General features: G+C 39.9%; 13 protein-coding genes. 9 read left to right on the forward strand and 4 right to left on the reverse strand.

Going from position 1 to position 17,182, the window contains the following annotated elements; genetic code table 11:
- Positions 1-40: 40 nt before the first annotated feature.
- From FJR11_RS15490 to FJR11_RS15520, 7 genes are all read left to right on the forward strand, one after another.
- On the forward strand, positions 41-1,810 hold the full coding sequence (locus FJR11_RS15490) for a fatty acyl-AMP ligase (protein ID WP_168505185.1): 1,770 nt from the start codon (positions 41-43) through the stop codon (positions 1,808-1,810).
- Between the two features lie 144 nt (positions 1,811-1,954).
- Positions 1,955-2,941: an acyl-CoA desaturase gene (locus tag FJR11_RS15495; protein ID WP_168505187.1), complete on the forward strand. Its 987-nt coding sequence runs from the start codon at positions 1,955-1,957 to the stop codon at positions 2,939-2,941.
- Positions 2,942-3,014: 73 nt separating this feature from the next.
- Positions 3,015-3,968 carry an acyl-CoA desaturase gene (locus tag FJR11_RS15500; RefSeq protein WP_168505188.1) on the forward strand — a complete coding sequence of 318 codons (954 nt, stop codon included), beginning with the start codon at positions 3,015-3,017 and terminating at the stop codon, positions 3,966-3,968.
- A gap of 37 nt (positions 3,969-4,005) precedes the next feature.
- Entirely contained in the window at positions 4,006-4,938 is a 933-nt protein-coding gene (locus tag FJR11_RS15505; protein WP_168505190.1) for an acyl-CoA desaturase, read from the forward strand.
- A gap of 48 nt (positions 4,939-4,986) precedes the next feature.
- On the forward strand, positions 4,987-5,967 hold the full coding sequence (locus FJR11_RS15510) for an acyl-CoA desaturase (RefSeq protein ID WP_168505192.1): 981 nt from the start codon (positions 4,987-4,989) through the stop codon (positions 5,965-5,967).
- A gap of 65 nt (positions 5,968-6,032) precedes the next feature.
- Positions 6,033-6,305 (forward strand): acyl carrier protein, encoded by a 273-nt coding sequence (locus FJR11_RS15515; RefSeq protein ID WP_168505194.1) that lies wholly within the window; start codon positions 6,033-6,035, stop codon positions 6,303-6,305.
- Positions 6,306-6,403: 98 nt separating this feature from the next.
- Positions 6,404-6,895 (forward strand): DUF302 domain-containing protein, encoded by a 492-nt coding sequence (locus FJR11_RS15520; RefSeq protein ID WP_168505196.1) that lies wholly within the window; start codon positions 6,404-6,406, stop codon positions 6,893-6,895.
- A gap of 155 nt (positions 6,896-7,050) precedes the next feature.
- On the opposite strand, the gene FJR11_RS15525 is transcribed toward FJR11_RS15520, so the two are convergent.
- A complete protein-coding gene (locus FJR11_RS15525; protein WP_168505198.1) occupies positions 7,051-8,538 on the reverse strand; it encodes an FAD-linked oxidase C-terminal domain-containing protein in 1,488 nt (495 codons plus the stop codon).
- A gap of 40 nt (positions 8,539-8,578) precedes the next feature.
- Here FJR11_RS15525 and grxC point away from each other — a divergent pair, with 40 nt between their 5' ends.
- A complete protein-coding gene (grxC, locus tag FJR11_RS15530) occupies positions 8,579-8,851 on the forward strand; it encodes a glutaredoxin 3 (RefSeq protein WP_168505583.1) in 273 nt (90 codons plus the stop codon).
- Here the strand turns inward: grxC and gshA are convergent.
- Genes gshA through FJR11_RS15545 form a run of 3 tightly spaced genes read right to left on the reverse strand, consistent with a single transcriptional unit; the run spans position 8,828 to position 12,042 of the window.
- Positions 8,828-9,967: a glutamate--cysteine ligase gene (gene gshA, locus FJR11_RS15535; protein WP_168505200.1), complete on the reverse strand. Its 1,140-nt coding sequence runs from the start codon at positions 9,965-9,967 to the stop codon at positions 8,828-8,830. The genes grxC and gshA overlap by 24 nt on opposite strands.
- Before the next feature lie 19 nt (positions 9,968-9,986).
- Positions 9,987-11,009, reverse strand: a complete 1,023-nt coding sequence (locus tag FJR11_RS15540) for a sterol desaturase family protein (protein WP_168505202.1) — start codon at positions 11,007-11,009, stop codon at positions 9,987-9,989.
- Between the two features lie 49 nt (positions 11,010-11,058).
- Complete coding sequence (locus tag FJR11_RS15545; RefSeq protein ID WP_168505203.1) at positions 11,059-12,042, reverse strand: DMT family transporter; 984 nt, start codon at positions 12,040-12,042, stop codon at positions 11,059-11,061.
- Between the two features lie 219 nt (positions 12,043-12,261).
- Between FJR11_RS15545 and FJR11_RS15550 the strand changes: the two genes are divergently transcribed.
- A complete protein-coding gene (locus FJR11_RS15550) occupies positions 12,262-17,034 on the forward strand; it encodes a type I polyketide synthase (protein ID WP_168505204.1) in 4,773 nt (1,590 codons plus the stop codon).
- Positions 17,035-17,182 lie beyond the last annotated feature (148 nt).

Below are 17,182 nucleotides of genomic sequence, written 5' to 3' on the forward strand. Positions count from 1 at the left end.
CAGTAAATTAATCCTATCTATTCTATTTATTAATGTTGGTATGAGGAATCCAGAAAAGCAATATTCAACTTTAGTACAAATGCTACGGCATCAGGCATTCCATCAACCTAACCAAATAGTATTTAGGTTTCTTCACAATGGAGAACAAGAAACAGATAAATTAACATATCAAGAGTTAGACCAAAAAGCCAGAGCCATTGCATATCAACTACGTCAAACTATTAATCGGGGTGAAAGGGTATTATTGCTATATCCGCCTGGTTTAGAATTTATTAGCGCCTTCTTTGGATGTTTATATGCTGATGCGATCGCCGTTCCCGTGAATCCCCCACGACCAAACAGACCAGCGAATCGACTTTTAGCAATCAAATCCGATTCACAAGCGACATTAGCAATCACTACAACCTCTCTATTAAACAAACTACAACTCAAACTAACTAATTATTTAGAATTAGCAACTTTACCTTTAATAACTACCGATGACATTAATCTTAACCTAGCTTCAGAATGGCAGCCATCAACAGCAAACATAGACTCTTTAGCCTTTCTCCAATACACATCAGGATCTACAGGTACACCTAAAGGAGTAATGGTCACTCATGGTAATCTACTGCATAATTCAGAGTATATAAAACAAGCATTTGAACTCACACCAGAAAGCGTGTCTGTCAGTTGGCTACCCAGTTTTCATGATATGGGTCTAATTGATGGGATTATTCAACCCTTGTACACCGGATTTCTGACAGTTTTGATGGGACCTGAATTTTTTATCCAGTCCCCTGGGCGATGGCTACAGGCGATTACAAACTATAAAGCTACTCACTGCGGTGGACCCAACTTTGCCTATGATATTTGCACTCAAAAGATTACACCTCAACAAATGGAATCCCTGGATCTAAGTAGCTGGGAAAGTGCTTACAGTGGTTCAGAACCGGTGAGAAGGGATACTTTAGAGAATTTTACTGCTAAATTTGCCCCTTATGGTTTCCGTGCCAACTGTTTCTACCCCTGCTATGGTATGGCTGAATCTACGTTAATGATTTCCGGCGGACGAATTCAAGAAAAACCAATTTACTGCACAGTTGCAGCAGAAGCATTAGAACAAAAATTGGTGATAGAAACATCTGAAGACAGCCAAAATATCAGACATATAGTTGGATGTGGACGAGCTTGGCTGAATACAGAAATCGTTATAGTTGAACCAGAATCGCTTCAGCAGTGTACTTCCGAACAAATAGGAGAAATATGGGTATCAGGTGAAAGTGTTGCCCAAGGCTATTGGAACCAACCAGAACTTTCAGAAACAGCCTTTGGTGCTTATTTAGCAAATACTAATGAAGGTCCGTTTCTCCGCACTGGGGATCTGGGATTTTTGCGAGATGGTGAGTTGTTCATTACTGGACGGATGAAGGATCTGATTATTATCAGAGGTCGCAATTATTATCCCCAAGATATCGAACTCACAGCAGAAAGCAGCCATCCAGCTTTGCGTGCTAATTGTTGTGCAACTTTTGCCATAGAACAAGACAATATAGAGCAGTTGATAGTTGTGGTTGAAGTTGAACGTACACACCTGCGGCATCTGAATGTCAAAGATGTAGTAGCAGCAATCTCCGAAGCAATCATGCAGCAACATGAAATCCATGCTTATGGTATGGTGCTGATTAAAACTGGCAGTATTCCTAAAACTTCCAGTGGCAAAATTCAACGGCGTATTTGCAAAGAAAAGTTTCTTGACCAAACTCTGAATATTGTAGGAGGAAAAATTGGCAACTCAGAGTTATCAAGTCCTTTAATTTTAACTGCATAAATTGTCAGAATTCAGGTGAGGCGATAAGATCCCCGACTTCTTTTATGATTGTGTCCATAAATTATAAATTGATCTGGTGAAGTCGGGGATCTGGATATGAATGATTTCTATAGCTGAATACTTACCATAAATTGAGGAAATACAATGTCCATACCATTGGATAGCCCCGCACAACATCAAGGACCAAAGATAACCATAGAAAATGATTATCTCAAATCCCTGCAACAGCGTTACGCCTTTGCTACTATCTTGATTCCTTTTTTTGGGTTAGTAATAGCCATCTATACAACTTTTAAGTTTGGTATCAGTCCAGTAGAAATTGAACTATTCCTGGTAATGTATACCTTGACAATGTTGGGAATAACAGTGGGTTTTCATCGACATTTTGCCCACTGTGCTTTTGCATCCAATACATTCATTAGAGTCCTATTGGCGATATTGGGGTCTATGTCCGCTCAAGGACCAGTCATCCAATGGGCAAGTATTCACCGTAGGCATCACAAATATAGCGATCGCCCCGGTGATCCCCATTCACCCCTAATCTACCAAGGAGAAAAATGGGGAACTTTGCGGGGATTGTGGCATGGGCAAGTTGCCTGGATGTTGAACAGTGACGTTACAAATACGGCTGTTTTTGCCAAAGACTTGCTCAGAGATCCAATTATCAGCAAAGTCAATCGTTTGTATCTGACTTGGGTTGTTCTTGGTTTAGCCATTCCTGCTATCTTAGACGGACTTTTTACCTGGACTTGGACAGGCATTTTACAGGGATTTCTTTGGGGAGGATTGGTGCGAATCTTTTGCGTCAATCATGCCTTTTGGACGATTAATTCCATTGCCCATTATTATGGACAGCGCCCTTTTGAGACAGAAGAACACAGCCATAACACATTCTGGCTATCCCTAGCCAACTTTGGCGAAGCTTGGCACAACAATCATCATGCCTTTCCCCACTCAGCCCTCTTGGGTTTGAAATGGTGGCAAATTGATATTGGTGGTTGGGTGATTCTTGCTCTAAAAAAAGTAGGTTTAGTTTGGGATCTCAAAACCCCCACAGCAGGGATGATCACAGAAAAATTGAATGTTCACAAACAGTCTGAATATTCAAAATTAGATGTCAACAACTTCTAGCCAACTTGACTAGAATCCAGATTGTTGTGTACTGACAAATTTTTCTATTGCCAAATATTAGAGGATTTAGAAAATGACAACACATTTCGATAGTACAATACCAAATCAAAAAACAAAAGTTATCATCAATGACTACATCAAAGGATTGCAATATAAGCATTTTTGGTGGTACAACTTCATTCCCTTTTTAGGAACAATTGTGGCGCTAATTTCCCTCTGGTGGCTACCCATTGGACCCATCGAGATCGGGATGCTGATTGCCATGTGGGCTTTGACCATGACCGGCGTAAGTGTAGGTTTTCATCGCTACTATACCCATCGTTCTTTTAAAACTCACCAGGTAATGCGGGTAATATTCGCCATCCTTGGTTCTATAGCTGGGCAAGGTCCATTAATTTCCTGGGTAGCCGTCCATCGTCGTCATCATGAATGTAGTGACCTACCCGGAGATCCCCATTCTCCAAATCTTCACGGTCAGGGATTTTTGGGAACTATCAAAGGATTATGGCATTCCCATGTCGGCTGGTTAATTGATCATGATTATCCTAATCCCACATATTATGCTCCCGAACTCCTGCGAGATCAAACCATATCCAAAATTAGCCGATTTTATCTAGTTTGGATACTTCTTGGTCTAGCTATTCCCACTGTGATCGGCGGACTACTTCATTGGTCATTGATAGGAGCATTGCAAGGCTTTCTTTGGGCTGGTATCGTGCGAATTTTTCTTGTAGATAACATTATCTTGAGTGTTAATTCTGTATCTCATGTCTATGGGACTCATCCTTATGAAACAGGAGATCAAAGTAAGAATAACCCTTGGATAGCAATCCCCACTTTTGGAGAGTCTTGGCAAAACAATCACCATGCCTTTGAAAGCTCCGCTGCTATTGGTTTGAAATGGTGGCAAGTTGACTTTGGTTATGCAGTGGTTTGGATATTAGCAAAATTAGGCTTGGTCTGGGATGTAAATCTACCCACAGTCAAGATGATGGCAGCGAAAAGAATTACCATAGCTCAGGACTAAATTCCCGACTACAAAATCAATGTAGGTTGAGCAAACAATGCAAGTAATAACAATCAAAAGCGATCGCCTGAAAAGACAACAGGAAATTCACGGCATCACTAATCTCATTATTCCCTTTCTCGGCTCTGTTGCCGCAGTCATCCTAGCTGTTCAGATCGGTGTGAGTGCCGTAGACATCTGGCTGCTGCTGATTATGTATTTTTTAACAGCGATTGGCGTAACAGTAGGACTACATAGACACTTTGCTCACTGCTCCTTTCAAGCTCATCAAACTGTCAAAATTATCCTTGCTGTCCTGGGTTCTATGGCCGCAGAAGGACCCCTAAATTATTGGGTAGCTACCCATCGTCGTCACCACAAATACAGCGATACCCCCGGAGATCCCCATTCCCCCTTTATCAAAGAAGACAAAAAATTGGGTTTTCTCGAAGGACTATGGCATTCTCATGTCGGTTGGACATTCAATCATGAACTCACTAACACTTTTATCTTTGCCAAAGACATGGTGCGAGATCCGATCATGAACAAAATTAGCCAACTCTATTATTTATGGTTGTTTTTAGGGGTAGCTATTCCCGGTGTTATTGGTGGCATCATCTCAGGAACTTGGATGGGTGCGTTAACAGGAACATTATGGGGTGGCTTTCTCCGCATCTTCCTCCAACACCATTTAGGCTTCTGGACCGTTGGCTCTCTTGCCCATCTATTAGGAAATCGTCCTTTTCATACTGACGACTATAGCCGTAATAACCTATGGGTGGCTTTGTTTACCTGTGGAGAATGGCACAACAACCATCACGCTTTTCCTAATGCAGCAATTCATAGTTTCCAATGGTGGCAATTAGATATGGGTGGCTTAGTGATTCAACTACTAGAAAAGCTCGGTTTGGTTTGGGATCTGAAAATGCCCACAAATGAGATGATCGCCGCTAAAAAAAGAAAGGTTAGTGCTACTGAAGCCATCAATTAACCTTCAAGTCAGGCATGAAATACACCAAAGCAATCATCAAGAGCAACAATGGATTTAACTTCTCAAGTAATTACAGAACCTCTTGTCAATCCAGATAAGAGACAAAAAACTGTAACAGCCCCTCATCTGACAGTTCCTCAAACCATTCACTTCATCTTGTTTGAAGTTGTACCTTTTTTGGGATTCATCACCGCCATTGTTTTACTGTGGTGGATTCCCCTTAATTGGGTGAACTTAGGACTGTTTATCAGTCTATGGTTTCTCACTCAAATTGGATTTACTGTGGGTTGGCATCGACTTTTTAGCCACAATGCTTTTAAGGCCAATGTCGTCGTTCGGGTAACTTTGGCAATTCTTGGCTCTATGGCTGCCCCCGGTCCTTTGCTTTTGGCAGTAGCCGCCCATCGTCGTCATCATGAATATGCTGATCAACCAGGAGATCCCCATTCTCCCCATCTCTTTGGAGCAGGATTTGGTGGTCAGATCAAAGGCTTTTGGCACGCTCATGACGGCTGGTTAGCTACCAATAGAGAACACCCCAATACCATCCACTATGTCCCGGACTTACTGCGCGATCAAGCACTTACAACAGTCAGCCGATATTATTTGCTGTGGGTGACTTTAGGACTGGTAATTCCTGCTATTGTAGGCGGAGTTTTCACAAACTCATGGCTGGGAGCATTCCAAGGCTTTCTTTGGGGAGGATTGGTGCGGATGTTCTTCGTTAATAACCTGATCAATGGTGTCAACTCTTTCTCTCACGTCCTTGGAGGTCGCTCCTTTAATACCCCAGATCACAGCCGAAACAATCTCTGGCTGGCTCTCCCTTCCTTGGGTGAAGGATGGCACAATAGTCACCATGCTTTTCCTCAATCAGCCATTTTCGGTTTCGACTGGTGGCAAATTGATATCGGTGGCTGGGTCGTCCTGCTTTTAGAAAAGCTGGGTTTAATTTCCGATGTCAAGATTCCTACAGCCGATACTATCAAAGCTAAAAAAGCCTTTTTAGCAGCTAGAAAGGCCACATAGCCGGATTGCACTTTTAACCACCTAATCAAAGTTTTTATCTCAGATCAATTCAGGAGAAAATACCGATGAAAATGCCAAATCAAGAGATTATTGCCGAAAAACAGCAAACTGTGACCGCTATTCAAGCCTGGTTAGTTTCCTATTTATCCCAACTTTTGGAAATTGATCAAAATGAAGTCAATGTGACAACTTCTTTTGACCGCTATGGTTTGGATTCCTCTGCAACTATTGGATTAACTACCGATTTAGGTGATTGGTTGGGACGTTCTATTGATCCAACTATCACCTATGATTACCCCTCAATTGAGTCTCTATCAGAACATCTATCTGGATCATAAGCTAATTCAGGTCTGAGAAAATATTAACCCCCTTGCTATTAGCTGGGGGGCTAAAAATTAGATATTTAGAATATTTGTCAAATCAGAAATCAAGAGATATGGAAATTATTAATTTCACAGTAACTCATGTAAAAGTTTGTTCAGAAAAATCTTATACCCAAGTTACCACTGCTATAGAGTCATTAGTTGGTAAAGCTAATAATCTAATTTTTCAAAAGCTGATAGATGCAAATGCCTCTTTTACAGATGTAGAAAATGCAGTTAAATCAATGGTTGGTAAAAATGATCTGATGATTTTTACACACCTGGAATCTGGTAAAGTGCTTTCCTTATGTGGCAAATTTAAACAAGCAAAACTCTATATTATTGGCAACCCGCTCATAGCTAATCGAATGTTTGAAGAAGATCCGTCCGTCGGGCTTTATGTTCCCCTGCGACTTTTTGTGTATGATGAATATAATGGTAAAACTTGCATTATCTATGACAAACCTTCATCTCTCTTAGCTAGATTTGAAAATCAGAAAATTTTGAGGGTTGCAGAAATGCTCGATCAAAAGTTGGCAGAATTAGTGACAATGGCTGTCCAATAGTATTAGGACTTACGCACAAGTTACGGAATAACGAACCGCAGAGGACGCAGAGAACACAGAGGAATGAGGGTTTGAGAGAGATTTTGCGTAAGTCCTAAGTATATCAGGAGTCAAAGTTAATAAAAGTTTCGCGCAAAGGCGCAAAGGAATAAAGACTAAAATACTTCTAAGCCCGGAAACTGTCCCATTTTTTGAGCTTGTGCAGCTTCTCCACAAGTATGAGGTGTAGGGAATATCTTACCAGGATTTGCTAAACCTTGAGGATTAAAAGCTAGGCGTAACAGTTGCATTGTCTCTAAGTCAGCATCATTGAACATTTCCGGCATTAAACATTTTTTATCAGCACCAATACCATGTTCTCCAGAAATACTTCCACCCACTCTTACACAAAGTTTGAGAATTTCGCCACTTAATTCTTCCACCTGTTTAAAAGCACCAGAAACAGAATGATTATAAAGAATGACTGGATGTAAGTTACCATCACCAGCATGAAGGGTGTTAGCAATACGATACCCATATTTATTTCCCAACGCGGCAATTTCTTTGAGGACAGATGCTAATTGAGTCCGCGGGATAACTCCATCTTGGAGAAAATAATTACTCTGATATCCTAAAGCAATTAGGGCAGTTTTACGCCCTTGCCATAGTTTCACGCGCATTTGTTGGTCACTAGCAATAATTACATTCCTGGCTCCGTTTTGTTGACAAATTTTAGCAACCTGCTGTTTATTGCTTTCCACTTCTACTGCTAAACCATCAAGCTCTATCAATAAAACCGCCGCCGCATCTCTAGGATAACATCCTGTATTAATAACATCTTCTATGGCATTAATTGTCATATTATCCATTAGTTCCATCGCCGCCGGCATAATTCCAGCACTAATAATATTAGTGACGGCATTTCCTGCGTCTTCAATAGTGGCAAAGTCTGCTAGAAGTGTACCAATGGCTTCAGGTGTCTTAATAATGCGTAAAGTGATTTCTGTAGCAATGCCTAAAGTGCCTTCTGAACCAACAAATAAGCCTGTGAGGTCATAACCAGGCATTTCTGGAATCATTCCCCCAACATCGACCACAGAACCATCAGTAATTACCAATTTTAATCCCAAAACATGATTGGTTGTCACACCATATTTCAAGCAATGAATACCACCAGCATTCTCCGCAATGTTGCCTCCAATTGTGCAAACAGTTTGACTGGAAGGATCTGGCGCATAGTAAAATCCACTACCACTAATGGCTTGAGTTACCCAATTATTGATGACCCCTGCTTGGACAATAATCAGTTGATTTTCTAGGTCAACTTTCAATATTTGCTTCATCAATGTGGTGACAATTAAAACACAATTTTCAACTGGTAGCGCACCTCCAGATATACCTGTCCCCGCACCCCGTGTCACCCAAGGAATTTGTTTTTGATGGCAAATTTTGACTACTTCTGCTACTTGTTCTGTGGTGCGTGGTAGTACAACTAATGCTGGACGTTGACGATAGCTAGTTAAACTATCACATTCATAGGTGAGTAATTCTTCTCGGCGTTGAATAACACTTTTTTTGCCCACTATTGCCTCAAATTTTTGGGCAATTTTTCGCCATTCAGTTGGTTTTGTTTGTAGATGAGGGAGAATATTTTTAGGAATCATGGCTACAATAGAAACACTATTACTCTACATTAAAAATTCCATGACTGCTAAAGTAGAAATTTACACTTGGACTTATTGTCCTTTCTGCCCTAGAGCCAAAGCCTTATTGAAAAACAAAGGTGTTGAATTTACGGAATACTCTATTGATGGGGATGAGGTTGCTAGAGCGAAGATGGCTGAACGGGCTAATGGCAGACGTAGTGTACCTCAAATTTTCATCAACGATCAACATATTGGTGGTTTTGACGACATTTCCGCATTAGACAAGCAGGGTAAGCTAGACGAACTTTTAAATACCAAACTGAGTGGCTAAGTCAATTTCTTGCTTGGCCATCTCTTGAATGGCTTTGGTAATAATTGAACGAATATCAGCACCTTGAGCATACATTTTTAACCATTTTTGTGCGGTATTACCTTCCTGTAAGATTGTTTGCACAGGCAAAATAAAATGCTCAAAGCCTTGTTGTTTAACTAATGGCAAAACATCATTATAAATCTCATTGATCCAATTACGAGCTAGAATTTTTCTGCCGTCTTGCCAATGTCTTAACTCAGCATCTAAACTTAATACCTTGACGGCGGCTTCATTAGCTTTTGTTAAATCAATTAAGTCTTGTTTTCTAGTTGTTGCTGGTAATTTACTCATTTCTAAAGGGTCGAGGTTAGGATCATTAACCAATTGCCAAAGACGGGCTTCTAACAAAGCAGTAATAGCTAGTAAAGAAGTAGGATCAGTAACTAAGTCACAGATTCTCAGTTCTAGCCGATTAATATCATAAGGACGGCGATCGCCATTCGGTCGCACATTATCCCAATGATGACGAACATTAAACATTGTCCCTGCGGCTAAATGTCCTTCTACCCATTCAATATATTCGCCGTGGTTTTCAAATAGGGGAATGTGATATTGGGAATGGGGTAAAATATGCCAGCGTGTAGAGTGATAACCTGTAGTTTGATTATCCAGAAATGGAGAGGAAGCACTTAAAGCTAAATATAGGGGTGCTTCCATTTTAATGAGACGACAAGCTCGGATTAATAATTCTGGGTCACTAAAACCAATGTTGATATGAACACTAGCAGTAACAACATTAGTGCCGTGGTTGCGTTCAATGTATTCTAAATAAGGACTTGTATCTCCTGAACGATAAAAGCGATCGCTTCTTCCTAATGATAATGTACTGCCAGGAATTACTGTATAATCTCCTAAAGTTTTTAGATATTCTCTGAGTTGAATTCGCGGTAATATTAATTGACTTAAAAGCTGTTCGTAGCTGTGCAGAGGTTCCGTTGTATATTCTATATGCCGTTCGTCTGTTTCTTGCATAAACCTATCCACTTTCCCCACAACTTTTTCAGCAAAGGGAATGGGATCACCTTGGGGAGTACCCAAAAACATTTCTAATTCAAAACCTTTAGTTAATAGCATAGAATTTAATTCAATTTGATCATTTTAATTCTACTTTCTCCAGGTATTTGGCAATTAGTAGACGGACTGCATTCACTACCGGATCTAAATAAGCCTTGGTTAAATTCGGATAAGGCTGTGGCTGGTTTTTGCCAATACCAAACTCTAGTTTCTCCTCTTTTTCTGGTATATATAAAGTGCCAAATATCCAATCCCAAATTCCCAAAAATTCCCCATAGTTCTTGTTAACGTGTTCGGGTGCTATACTGTGATGAATTTGGTGTAGCACTGGACTCATAAAAATGTGGTTCAATGTCTTTCCATAGGAAAGCCAGATGTGGGAATGGGCGAGATTACCACCTGCCATATAATATATAGCGACCAAAAAATTCAGACCAAACATGGTCATGAGATGGATTTTACCAAAAAACAGATAAATTAGTACCGCTTGTAAAGGGGCGCTGATGGCTGTAGTAATCAGCTTTTTATTGAGTTCATATAACGGGTGAGAACGATACAGAGTGATGGGGGTCAAGACTTCGCTGGAATGATGTAGACTATGAAATTGCCACAGGATAGGATTTTGGTGATGCCAAGCATGATTAAGGTAAGATGCAAAGTCAAAGACTACGATAAATAAGATGGTAAAAATCATTAGCGATAACCAATTTTCGGTTATAAATCCGCCGAAATCACCAAAGGTTTCTTGTAGCCAATTATTGACTAGGGATGCTACCAATGATGTCTCTAACCATGCTAGACGTAAACCACCCGGTGCAAGCATATTATTGATGATAAATAGCTGATAATCAAGCTTTGCTGAAGGATGAAGATAGATTTCTTTTGGGAAGCAAAAACTAATAAACCTTTTCAGATTAAGTTCAGACTGAGGTCGTAAACGCCAGTAAACGAATCCGGCTAACAATAAAGATGTTAATAAATATACCCAATAAAGGCGACGGCTACCATTAAGGTGATTGGATATCTGACTGCGGAAGTATTCAAGAATCTGCCATAACAATCTTTCTAAATCTGCTACCCAACGTGGTAATTCTGCTGTCATACTTCTTTGTGATTAGATGTACTAGAAGTGAAAATAGACTAAACAATATTTAGGCTTGTTGATCAAGTGAAATTTCTCTATCCGTTACTTTCTGAGAGCCTTGACCAGATTTAGCTAAATATATACCAGCCAACACTGTGAAAAAAGCGAACCAGTTGACAATACTTAACTTTTCCGCAAATATTACCCAGGCTAATATGGCAGTAATGATTGGATCAAGCAATAGGAACAAAGATACAAAACCTGATGAAAACTTTTTCAAGTTATGGAACATAATTACTGTAGCCAGCACTTGACAGAAAAGTGCTAAAGAAATCACCGCTAACCATCCGTTTACGGAAACGGGGAAAACTTGCTTATCAAAAATCAAAGTTATTGGTAACAGCCAAAGAGTTCTGAAAAAACAACTCCAGAGGATGATGGTTGTTGCAGAAAACTTGGCTCTTAGTTTTTCTGCACAGAGAGCATTTCCAGCATAAAACACAGCCGAGAGTAAAGCTATAGCATCACCTGTAAAGTGAGTGCTGGTCAAGTTAAAATCTTCAAAACCAATGGCGATCGCCCCGACTGAAGCTAAAATCAAACCCATAATAAATTTGCTGTCAAAACTGTGCTTTAAAAATAGCCACCCCCCTAAAGTGGCGAAAAATGGGGTGAAATTATGCAATAAATTAGAGTTAGCGATGTTGGTTTGAGTTAAAGACCAAGCCCAAGCAGTTAAGTTGGCTGCACCGAAGCCCGCAGCTAGTACAAACAGTCCTATATCCTGAAGAGTCCAAGACTCTGGTTGTTCAGGGGATTTCTGGGATACTTTACTACTGATAATTGTGATTACTTCCCACAGCCCAAGGATGACAGTAGAAATCCAAAAGCGATTAAAGACTGTAGCATTAGGACTAATTTCCAGTTCGCTGACCCTGATAAATATTGGCGCTAGAGATAACATAAACACTGCTATAGGAATTAGCAGTAGAGTATTCAAGGTTGGTTTTTTTTCAGTCTGTACTTCTGGAACATTGACTGTGGTGGTCATAATTTTTTTAGGAATGTTGATTGAACTGCACGTATATACTTACCCATGCTTCTACTACGTGGTTGTAGGTAATTCTACAATCAATATACTTGTTATCTGGAGATTTTTTGAACTCGATAGATAAAATGAGTGGTAAAATCCTAATTTAGCTATTCTTATAGTTGGCACTATCGTCATTATTACGAATTTTCTAGGAATAAATATACAAAGAATATCTTTATGGAAGCTATAGCAATAATTGGCATGGGTTGTCGTTTCCCAAAAGCTCAAGATATAGAATCTTTCTGGAAGCTACTCAGGGAAGGAGTAGATGCAATTACAGAGATACCTTTAGAACGATGGGATATTAATGATTTATATACTCCCACAGCAGGTACACCAGGAAAAACTGTCTCCCGCTGGGGAGGCTTCTTAGACAAGATAGATCATTTCGAGCCTGATTTTTTCGACATTTCCGCTAGTAATGCCCAACGTATTGATCCTCATCATAGACTGGTACTAGAGGTAGCTTGGGAATCTTTAGAAAATGCCGGTATCGTCCCCAAAACTCTAGCGGGTAGTAAAACTGGGGTATTCATTGGCATGAGCCAAAGCGATCATAATCGGCTCATTTATAAGGATATATCTACCATAGATGCCGAAGACGGACCCCATACTTTTCTTTGCTTTGTAGCTAATCGCTTATCTTATTTTTTAAATCTGCAAGGTCCAAGTTTAGCTATTGATACCGCTTGTTCTTCATCCTTGGTTGCAGTACATTTAGCCTGTCAGAGTTTACGTAGTGGTGAATCTAACTTGGCTATAACTGGAGGAGTATCCCTACGTTTATCCCCGGAGGAATCAATCGCTCTTTCTCTTAAAGGTATGCTATCACCTCAAGGTCGTTGCCAAACCTTCGATGCTGGAGCTAATGGTTTTGTCAGGGGTGAAGGTTGCGGTATTATTATACTTAAACGCCTTGACGATGCCCTCAAAGATCAAGACAATATTCTCGCCATCATTAGAGGTTCGGCCGTTAACCAAAATGGTCTTAGTCATGGCATTACATCACCTAATGGCATAGCTCAACAAACACTTCTCAGTCAAGCCCTGGAAAATGCGGGAGTAGAACCAACGGAAATTAGTTATGTGGAAACCCACGGAACTGCCTCCGGTTTAGGAGATGCTATCGAGTATAAAGCTTTAAAAGCAGTATTGATGCAAAATAGAGAATCACATCAACCTTGTTGGCTTGGCTCTGTCAAAACTAATATTGGTCATTTAGAAGCAGCCGCCGGTATAGCAGGACTGATCAAGACAACGCTATCATTACAACATCAGCAGATTTTTCCTAATCTACACTTTAAACAACTAAATCCTTATATTTCTTTAGCAGGAACCACCTTTTCTATCCCCACTGCTTTACAGTCTTGGCATTCTATCACACAGACAAGATTTGCCGGAGTTAGTTCTTTTGGTTTTGGTGGTACTAACTGTCATATCATTCTGGAAGCAGCCCCTTTATCGTCTCAGCAAAATATCGCCACAAGGGAACGCCCCCTACATATTCTGACTTTATCAGCTAAAACGGAAAAGGCACTATTAGACTTGGCAAATCTTTATCTAGAAAAGTTGCAGAACCGTGATCTCAATTTTTCACTGGCAGATTTATGCTTCACTGCTAATACTAGCAGAACTCATTTTCATCATCGTCTGGCTGTAGTAGCAGAATCACGAGAAATATTGATAGAGAAGTTAGCAGCTATTGTATCAGCAACAAATACTTTCGGAAAAGATCAGAAGCGATCGCTCAATGGTAAACAACCCAAAATAGTATTTTTATTTCCAGATCAAAGTAGTCAATATCTCAACTCATGTCGTCAACTTTATGAAACTCAACCTACCTTTCGGGCTATTCTAGAACGCTGTCAAGAAATTATTCGCCCTTATTTAGATCAGCCACTACTAGAAATTTTATATCCAGACAATCAACCAACAACAACTAATCTCCTCAATCAAACAGTCTATACCCAATTTGCCTTATTTGCCCTGGAATATGCCCTAGCTGAGTTATGGAAATCCTGGGGCATCATCCCAGATGCAGTTATGGGTTATAGTATGGGCGAATATGTGGCCGCTTGCGTGGCTGGGGTATTTAGTTTAGAAGATGCCTTTGAGTTAATTGCCCAACGGGAAAATTTAAGATCATCATTGTCCCATGAGGAAGCAACTGTAACTTATTCATCCCCAAAAATTAGGATCATTTCTCCAGTTACCGCACAACCAATTACAGCAGAAATTGCAACTCCAGAGTATTGGTGTCATCATATCAAGCAGCCAGTTCAATTCGCTGATAGTATCAAAACACTTCATAATCAAGGTTATCAAGTATTTATAGAGGTAAGTCCTGAGTCTTTACTTCTAGAAATGGGTTCTCAATTCCTAGATCATGGGGTAGGAATTTGGTTAACAGGTCTGAATGCAAACCAGGAAGACTGGCCACAACTGCTGCAAAATTTAGAAACGCTATATTTACAGGGAGTTTCTATAAATTGGCATGGCTTTGATCAGGATTATCCTCGACGGAGGGTGAAAATACCAACTTATCCATTTCAAAGACAACGGTACTGGTTTGATCAGAATGCAAATAGTTTTTACCAAACCACTCCATCATCAAATCATACTTCTAATACTTCAACTCCAGAAATAACTTGTGCAAATAGTCTGGAAACTTTATCAAACACAGAGTTACAAACTGCCACAAATAATGATTCTCCTGAATCAGCACCAGTTATTTTAACTCATACAGCCGCATCAATCGAGAATTGGATAGTCAACTGGCTGCATAAAAATTTAGAAGTACCAACCAAATTAACCGAGAATAGTAAATCTGAGCAATCTTTTCTAGATTATGGACTCAAATCCATAGAAGCAGTAAAATTAGCCAAAGATTTAGAAAAATTGCTAGGACGTTCCTTAGAAGCCATCATTGTTTGGAACTTTCCCACTGTGGAAACTTTAGCTCTTCACTTAGCTGGTGAACTAGAAAACCCAGTCTCAACCCCAAAAGAGGAGCAGAGAAGCTTAATAAAGCAATTACCAATCACCAATTATCAATCACCAAAAAAAGCCATGCAATTTAGTCTGTTATACTTTGCCAGTAACGAGGCTGAGTTTAACAGCGACAAGTATAGATTATTGATTGAGGGGTCAAAATTTGCCGATAAATACGGCTTAACCGCAGTTTGGATACCAGAACGGCATTTTCACGCCTTTGGTGGACTCTACCCCAATCCTGCCGTCTTAGGTTCTGCCCTAGCGATGGTAACTGATCGCATTCGTATCCGTGCTGGTAGCGTGGTTTTACCCCTACATAACCCCATCCGAGTAGCTGAAGAATGGGCGGTAGTAGATAATCTCTCCCAAGGACGAGTAGACATTGCTTTTGCCCGTGGTTGGAACCCGAATGATTTTGTGTTCGCACCTGATAATTTTGCCAATAGTGCAGAAGTGATGTTTTCAGGCATTAAAACAGTACAGAAACTCTGGCAAGGTGAATCAATCTCCTTACAGAATGGTATTGGTAAAGAAACCCAAACCAGAATTTACCCCCTACCCAAACAAAAGGAAATAGACATTTGGATTACTTGTACGGGGGGAAAAGAGAGATTTATGGAAGCTGGTGCTATGGGGGCGAATGTCTTAACAGCCCTTCTGTTTCAACCCATTGAAGAATTAGCTGAAAAAATCGCCTCTTATCGAGAGTCACGGGCAAAAAATGGTCATGATCCCGAAGCTGGTCAAGTTACCCTCATGCTGCATACTTTTATTGGCGAAGATATGAACTTAGTGCGCCATAAAGTCAGGAAGCCATTTACTAACTATCTAGAAAGTTCAGTCAATTTGTGGAGACATGGTATCACAAGTTTGGATGGTTTGGATGAGAAAGACAAAGAACATTTATTGGCTTATGCCTTTGAACGTTATTTTCAAAGTAGTGCCTTAATTGGTACACCAGAAAGCTGTCAGTTAATGGTTGAAAAACTACAAGCAATTGGCGTTGATGAAATCGCCTGTTTAATTGACTTCGGAATTGATGCAGATGCAGTCATGGCTTCTCTCTATTCCCTCAAAAAACTTAAAGAACAATCTGAGTTAATGATTGTAACCGATGAAGATAATATCAATCAATCGCTAACAGTAAAAGACAAACAGAGCGTCAATTTACAAACATCACAAACATTACAAATATCAGCAAAATGGATAATTAACCCCCAACGAAAAGCGAATGCTAAGTTACGTCTTTTCTGTTTACCTTATGCGGGAGGAGATATTTCTGTATTTAAAAATTGGTCTAATAATCTACCAGCAGATATTGAAGTTTATCCTCTCCAGCTTGCTTCTCAGAAATCCCCTGGAAGTAAACAACATTTTGATTGTTTGACTTCATTAGTAGCAGATTTGGCAGAATTTTTGTTGCCCCATCTTGATCAGAAATTTGCTTTTTATGGTCATAGTTTAGGAGCATTAATTAATTTTGAATTGTGTCGTTATTTGCGTCGTCACCATCATTTGCAACCGATTCATTTCTTTGTCGGCGCTCAACACGCGCCCCAACTTCCTTATCCTTATCCTTCCTTAGAAAATCTTTCTCGCTCCGAATTACTCAATTTTGTCAAAGATTTAACGAATCTAGAACTATCTGCATCAGTTGGGGAAGATGATACATTTTTGCAGTTGTTACTAAATTCTTTGAAAGCAGCATCTGTGATTCAAAAAGATAACTATTCTTATACAGAAGAAGTACCGCTAGATTTTCCCATTACTAGCTTTTTTGGTAGCGAGGATAAATTTTTGAACCAAGAACATCTTTCTGCTTGGAGCGTTCATACTAATAGTTCATTTAGGCTACATAAACTTGATGGTAAACATCTGTTTTTGGAGAGTCATCGAGAGCAAATTTTACAATTGATATCCCAAGATTTAAGGTTATTTGGTGAAAAGAGCGGTTAGAAACCGCACGAGATGCTTATATTTCAGCACGCTTTGTAATGCAAGTGAGCGGTTCGGTCTTGTGGTTCGCGTAGCGTCCCGCAGGAAAGGACTGAGCTTTACGGTTAACAGAAAACTTGTAATAAGCTGTGTTAAAAATCTTGATAAT

The organism is Anabaena sp. UHCC 0187, from assembly GCF_009712035.1.
Taxonomy (GTDB): domain Bacteria; phylum Cyanobacteriota; class Cyanobacteriia; order Cyanobacteriales; family Nostocaceae; genus Dolichospermum.

Coding starts and splice junctions, on each gene's coding strand:
- FJR11_RS15505 (WP_168505190.1), top strand. CDS start 4,006: ATGCAAGTAATAACAATCAAAAGCGATCGCCTGAAAAGACAACAGGAA.
- FJR11_RS15490 (WP_168505185.1), top strand. CDS start 41: ATGAGGAATCCAGAAAAGCAATATTCAACTTTAGTACAAATGCTACGG.
- FJR11_RS15550 (WP_168505204.1), top strand. CDS start 12,262: ATGGAAGCTATAGCAATAATTGGCATGGGTTGTCGTTTCCCAAAAGCT.
- FJR11_RS15525 (WP_168505198.1), bottom strand. CDS start 8,538: ATGATTCCTAAAAATATTCTCCCTCATCTACAAACAAAACCAACTGAA.
- FJR11_RS15510 (WP_168505192.1), top strand. CDS start 4,987: ATGGATTTAACTTCTCAAGTAATTACAGAACCTCTTGTCAATCCAGAT.
- FJR11_RS15515 (WP_168505194.1), top strand. CDS start 6,033: ATGAAAATGCCAAATCAAGAGATTATTGCCGAAAAACAGCAAACTGTG.
- FJR11_RS15500 (WP_168505188.1), top strand. CDS start 3,015: ATGACAACACATTTCGATAGTACAATACCAAATCAAAAAACAAAAGTT.
- gshA (WP_168505200.1), bottom strand. CDS start 9,967: ATGCTATTAACTAAAGGTTTTGAATTAGAAATGTTTTTGGGTACTCCC.
- FJR11_RS15540 (WP_168505202.1), bottom strand. CDS start 11,009: ATGACAGCAGAATTACCACGTTGGGTAGCAGATTTAGAAAGATTGTTA.
- FJR11_RS15520 (WP_168505196.1), top strand. CDS start 6,404: ATGGAAATTATTAATTTCACAGTAACTCATGTAAAAGTTTGTTCAGAA.
- grxC (WP_168505583.1), top strand. CDS start 8,579: ATGACTGCTAAAGTAGAAATTTACACTTGGACTTATTGTCCTTTCTGC.
- FJR11_RS15545 (WP_168505203.1), bottom strand. CDS start 12,042: ATGACCACCACAGTCAATGTTCCAGAAGTACAGACTGAAAAAAAACCA.
- FJR11_RS15495 (WP_168505187.1), top strand. CDS start 1,955: ATGTCCATACCATTGGATAGCCCCGCACAACATCAAGGACCAAAGATA.